General features: G+C 65.9%; 4 protein-coding genes. All 4 read left to right on the plus strand.

The window, feature by feature from the left end:
* The first annotated feature begins 45 nt into the window (after nucleotides 1–45).
* The 4 genes from AC1RL8_RS12065 (at nucleotide 46) to AC1RL8_RS12080 (ending at nucleotide 5,895) form a co-directional block, all read left to right on the plus strand.
* A complete protein-coding gene (locus AC1RL8_RS12065; protein WP_492685440.1) occupies nucleotides 46–1,152 on the plus strand; it encodes a porin in 1,107 nt (368 codons plus the stop codon).
* A gap of 47 nt (nucleotides 1,153–1,199) precedes the next feature.
* Entirely contained in the window at nucleotides 1,200–2,516 is a 1,317-nt protein-coding gene (locus AC1RL8_RS12070) for an MFS transporter (RefSeq protein WP_492685441.1), read from the plus strand.
* A 655-nt stretch (nucleotides 2,517–3,171) separates the two neighbouring features.
* A complete protein-coding gene (locus tag AC1RL8_RS12075) occupies nucleotides 3,172–5,409 on the plus strand; it encodes a M1 family metallopeptidase (protein WP_492685442.1) in 2,238 nt (745 codons plus the stop codon).
* Nucleotides 5,410–5,487: 78 nt separating this feature from the next.
* Nucleotides 5,488–5,895, plus strand: a complete 408-nt coding sequence (locus AC1RL8_RS12080; protein ID WP_095947556.1) for a lipoprotein — start codon at nucleotides 5,488–5,490, stop codon at nucleotides 5,893–5,895.
* The last annotated feature ends 105 nt before the right edge of the window (nucleotides 5,896–6,000 follow it).

A 6,000-nucleotide genomic window follows, 5' to 3' on the forward strand; every position in this document is an offset into this window, starting at 1 on the left:
CAACCTAAAAGACGGCCGAGAGAAGAAAACCAACCGAGACATTCAATGAAAAAGTACTTGATCGCGATGGCTGCGGCCACCGCGGCTGGCGGAGCGCTGGCCCAATCTTCCGTGACGCTGTTCGGCGTCGTCGACGCCTCCGTGGTCTATACGCGTGGCAGCGGCAACGGATCGGCCCACAAGACGCAGCTGGGCAACAGCGGCAACATGTTCAGCCGCCTCGGTTTCCGCGGCACCGAAGACCTCGGCGGCGGCTACTCGGCCAACTTCTGGCTCGAGATGGGCCTGCAGAACGACAGCGGCACGGGCTTTCCGTCGAACTCGAACAACCAGGCCAGCGGCAACGGCACGCCCGGCGTGCTGAGCTTCAACCGCCGCTCGACCGTGAGCCTGGCCGGCCCCTTCGGTGAAGTGCGCCTGGGCCGCGATTACGTGCCGGCCTTCTGGAACACCGCGATCTTCGACCCCTTCGGCACCGGCGGCGGCATCGGCGCCAACCAGATCTACTTCTCGGGCCTGGGCGGCCTGGTGGCGCCCACCGGCACGCGCGCCTCGAACAGCGTCGGCTACTTCCTGCCGGCCAACCTGGGCGGCTTCTACGGCCAGGTGATGTACGCGATGGGCGAGAACGATTCAAACTCGGTGCTGCCCGGCACCCAGGTGTCGAACAAGCGCGACGGCCAGCACACCGGCGCGCGCTTCGGCTACCAGAGCGGCGGCCTCAACGTGGCCATTGCCACCGGCCGCACGCGCTACGCCGCCGGCGACCTGCGCGTGACCAACCTGGGCGCGTCCTACACCTTCGATGCGGCGCTCATGAACCTCAAGCTCACGAGCGAGCTGTACAAGGAATCGAAGGGCAGCACCGACGCCAAGGGCGTGCTGGTCGGCTTCCAGCTGCCCATCGGGCCGGGCGAGATCAAGGCCTCGTACGCGCGCTACAAGCTGGAGCCCGCCAACGCGGTGCGCGAGCCCACGTCGTCGAAGCTGGCCATCGGCTACGTGCACAACCTGTCCAAGCGCACGGCGGTGTACGGCACCATCGCGCGCATCAGCAACAAGAACGGTGCGACGCAGGCCCTGGCCGGCGCCATCACCACGCCCAACCGCGCTTCCAGCGGCGTCGAGTTCGGCATGCGCCATATGTTCTAGGCGCGGCAAGACAGCGCGCACCACCCCCGCAAGAGAGAGCCCCGGTCATGCAGAGCAAGAACTTCCGTTGGTACGGCGTCATCACGCTGTTCGTGATCGTGGCGATCTCCTACGTGGACCGCATCAACATCGCAGTGCTGATCACCGATGCGGCCTTCCTGAAGCACGTGGGCATCGACGCCTCCGACCGGGTGAGCCAGGGCCTGCTGGCCACGGCCTTCATGCTGGGCTACGGCATCTCGGCTTTCGTGCTCACGCCGTTCTGCTCGGCGCTGTTCGGCGTGCGGCGCAGCCTGATCTACGGCCTCGTGCTGTGGGGCGTGGTGACCTGGGCCTCGCCGATGTTCAACAGCTACGGCCTGCTGCTGGCCTCGCGCGTGCTGCTGGGCGTGTCGGAAGGGCCGCTGTTCTCGCTGGCTTCGTCGTACATCAAGGCGCACTTCCAAAGCCACGAGAACGGCAAGCCCAATGCGCTGGTGAACATGGGCACGGGCCTGGGCCTGGCGGTGGGCTATCCGCTGGTGGGTTATCTGCTCACGCAGTTCGAATGGGACAGCTCGTTCCACGTGCTCGGTGTGCTCAATATCATGCTGGGCATTCCGCTGGTGCTGGCCTTCGTGCGCATGCCCGCGGGGCACGGCGACGGCATCAAGCCCTCGTCGCTGGGCGATGCGATGTCGCGCGTGGCGGGCATCGTGAAAGGCGCGCTGCATACGCGGCACCTGTTCCTCATCACGCTGCTGACCTCGGCGGCGCTGGCCTATCTCTGGGGCAGCAGCAACTGGCTGCCGACCTACCTGCGCGAGGCGCGCGGCTTCTCGCTTCGCGAGATGGGCTGGATCGCCTCGCTGCCGCAGTACGCCACCGTGCTCGCGGTGTTCACGGGCGGCGTGCTCATCGACAAGCTGGGGCGCGACCGCGTGCCCTTCATCTTCATGGGCGCGAGCGCGGGCGTGGCACTGTCGGTGCTGCTGGCCATCAATGCGCGCGACCCGTACATGGCCGCGACCTGCCTCGTGGCGGCCAACTTCTTCTGGGGCCTGCAGAGCCCCGCCATTCCGAGCACCGTGCAGCACTGCTCGCGGCCCGAGCACACGGCCAGCGCCTTCGGCGTGACCAACGGCGTGGGCAGCCTCGTGGCGGGCTTCATGCCGGCGCTGATGGGCGGCGTGATCAGCGCGGTGTCGCATGGCTCGGGCACAGCGAACACGGCGGTGACCGCGGCCTCGTCGGCGGCGGGTTTCTTCGCGGGCTTTGCACTGCTCATCGGCACGCAGGTCGTCGTGTTCGCATGCGGCTTTCTGCTGTGGTGGCGCGAGCGCGCGCAACGCACTGCTGCAGTCTCTGGTTCACAGCTTTCGTAGCCTTCGCCGCGGCTTGAACCTTCGTACTGTGGCCGCTTCGTCACAGTGAAGGTCCCGTGTTTTTGTCATCTGCGTGAGCAGGTGTTTCGGCCGCAGAACCATCTTCGTATCGCATGGCACGCGTCGCGTGCCATGACGCCATTCGGCCTATCGCGCGCGAACAATTGGAGAGAGAAAAGTTCCGCGGATCGTTGAGCTCATTGCATCGATCAGCTACAACTGCGTGCACTTCAACGGACGAGGGAATGCGCGTGAAATCAACCACAAGAGCCGCAGCCAGTCTTGCCGTCGCCATCGCTTTCGCCATGGCCCCGGCCGTTCACCTGACGGGTGAACGCATCGCGTCGATGCACGGGCACTGAGCCCGGCCCGCGACACCCCACCGCGTTCACACGCTCCCCCCACACCCCGCGTCTTGACGGGAATGGCGCCGCTCGCCCCGCGCATCCTGGGACCACCGCAGCACATGCGGTGCGGTCCGGCCTGAGCCTGCGTTCCTGACGAACGGTTTGTTCGCCGGGAGGGCGTTGTGCTGCCCGCATTTCCTGTTGATCTGTCGTTCCACTCATTCCGCGCGCGTCACGTGCATCACCGGCTATCCGCCGGTGCCTGCGGTGCGGCGCATGTTCCTTACCAAGAGTACCCAGAGGCGATCATGAAATCACTGAATACACCTGTCGTTCATTGCCTGGCCCTTACGGCCGTGACCCTCGCCGCGCTGACGGCCTGCGGCGGCGGCGGAGACAGCGGCGGTGGCGCATCCTTCGGCGGCTCCGGCCTGAACGCGCCGTCGCTGGCCAACGCGCCCGCGGCCGACAGCGGCGACACCACCAAGAAGACCCCCGACGACGGCGTGCCCGCCGCAGCCGACTCGGCGGTGGCCGCGGTCGATCGTTCGGCCCGGCCGATGGAACTGCCCGACACGGTCTGGCCCGTCAACTACAAGCTGTGGTTCCGCCCCGATGCGGCGCTCAAGACTTTCGTGGGCCGCGCCGACGTGGAGATCGACGTGCTCAAGCCGGTCGACGCCATCGTCGTCGCCGCGCACGACCTCAACTTCGCGCGCGGGCGCACCACGCTGCGCAAGGTGTCCAAGCCGGGCGAGGTGATCCCGCTGATTCCCACGCCGCAGACGCGCGGCGACTTCGTGCAGCTGCGCCTGAACGACGGCCAGATCGCCAAGGGCAAGTACCTGCTGCACATGGAGTGGGACGGCAAGATCCAGTTCTCCGATGCCGAGTACTGCACGCCGGAAGTGATGGCGAAGAACCCGCTGTGCTCGGCCGCGTCGGGCATCTTCAAGGTGGGCCTTTCCACGCCCGAGGGCGTGAGCAGCGATGCCATCGTGACGCAGGGCGAAACCAACTTCGCGCGCCAGTGGTTCCCGGGCTGGGACGAGCCGGCCTTCCGCCACACCTTCGAGATCTCGGCCGAGGTGCCGGGCGACTGGAAGACCGTGTCCAACGGCGCGCAGACCGAGGCCGTGAAACTGCCCGACGGCTACCAGCGCGTGGCCTTCGAGAAGACGCCTTCGATGCCGATGTACCTGGCCTTCTTCGGCGGCGGCAAGTTCGACATCCTGGCCGACACCTTCAAGAACCCGCTGGACGGCAGCGACATGGCGCTGCGCTGGTTCACGCCGCCGGGCCGCTCCGACTGGGCCAAGTTCGCGATGGAGTGGACCAAGGTGTCGATGGACTACTACTACAAGTACACCGGCATCTCGCTGCCCTTCAAGAAGTTCGACACCGTGGCCGCCAACGACAGCTACGACAACAAGCCCAACACCGGCTTTGGCGGCATGGAGAACTGGGGCGCGATCTTCGAGTTTGCCGATGCGGTGCTCACCAAGCCCGGCGACAAGCCCACGCTGTACTCGGTGACCGTGGTCACGCACGAGGTGGCGCACCAGTGGTTTGGCGACCTGGTCACGCTCGACTGGTGGGACAACGTGTGGCTCAACGAGTCGTTCGCGCGCTGGTTCGAACGGCGCACCACGATCAAGTTCCACCCCGAGTACTACAGCTTCTCAGACTACGTGCTCGACAAGCACAACGTGATCGTGGCCGACCTGAAGCCCTCCGCCGTGCCGGTGCAGCGCAACCTGAACGACGCAGGCTCCTTCGGCTTCATCAGCCCGGCGATCTTTGTCTACAACAAGGGCAGCCACGTGCTGGAGATGGTGCAGAACTACATCGGCGAAGAGGCGATGCAGAAGGGCCTGCAGATCTACCTGAAGGACTACGCGTTCGGCAACGTCACGCCCACGCGGTTGTGGACCTCGCTGGAGAAGGCCGCCGGCGGCAAGAAGGTGAGCGAGATCGGCGACAGCTTCATCCGCCAGACCGGCATTCCGCTGCTCACGGTCGATGCGCAGTGCGCCGGCGACCGCACCTACGTGAACATCACGCAGGAGTCGTTCCCCAACCAGAACCAGTTCCCGGCCTCGACGTGGACCATTCCCGTCACGCTGGCGTACGGCGACGCGATGGAAAAGCGCGAGACCTTCGTGATGTCGAACAACGCCACGCAGGTCGAGCTGCCGGGTTGCACCGCGGTGCTGGCCGGGCCGACGGGGCAGGACTACTACGTGAGCAACTACAGCGCGCCGTCGTGGAGCAACCTGCTGGCCAAGGTGCAGAACTTCGCGGGCAACAAGCCGCTGCTGCTGAACATCGAGCGCGATGCCTTCCGCCTGCTGGGCGTGGGGCGCATCACGCAGGCGCAGTACGACCAGATCAAGGGCGTGCTCAACCTGCCGGCGCCGCTGCTCGCCAAGACGCAGCTGAGCCAGCAGAAGATGGCGGCGGTGGACGCGGGCGGTAAGGAAGAGTACCCGCACGCGCTGCGCTTCCAGGGCAAGCTGCCGCTGCGCGAGAACCAGAAGCGTTGAGTCGGGCTGAGTTGACTCTTCTTTCGTGAACCCCGCATGTGCCGTCGGACGGCGCATGCGTCACTTCATTCGAATCCCATGAAAACTCTTCTGAATTCTTTGCTGGCAGTGGCCTGCGTGTCACTGCTCTCGGCCTGCGGCGCGCGCGGCGGGCCCGAGACCGAACTGGTCGGCGTCTACGCCGTCGAACGCAACGGCGTGCTCAAGGAGGTCGTCAAGATCGAGCGCGACGGCGACCGCTACATCATGCGCGACAAGGTGCGCACACCCGAGTGGAGCGAACCGAAGATGCAGTTGCAGCCGGTGACGCGCGAGCGCTGGAGCCGCATCACCACCGACACGGAGAACACGTCCTTCGTCGGCATCTCGAGCGACCAGCTCGGCATCTTCAAGGTGCCGCCCGGGTGGCAGAAAAACGGCTTCAAGACCCAGACGGGCTACTTCCTGTTCTATTCGCAGGGACCGGTGGAAGCGCACAAGCTCTGATCGGCCACCAGCCCACGACAGCGCCCAGCGTGCGCAGGACACTGGGTGCTTCCCGCAGCGAAATCAAGGAGGAGGCCGCAGGCCGGGGGACATTCGCGGAGGGAA

The sequence above is a fragment of the Variovorax sp. GW822-FHT04E09 genome, assembly GCF_058800845.1.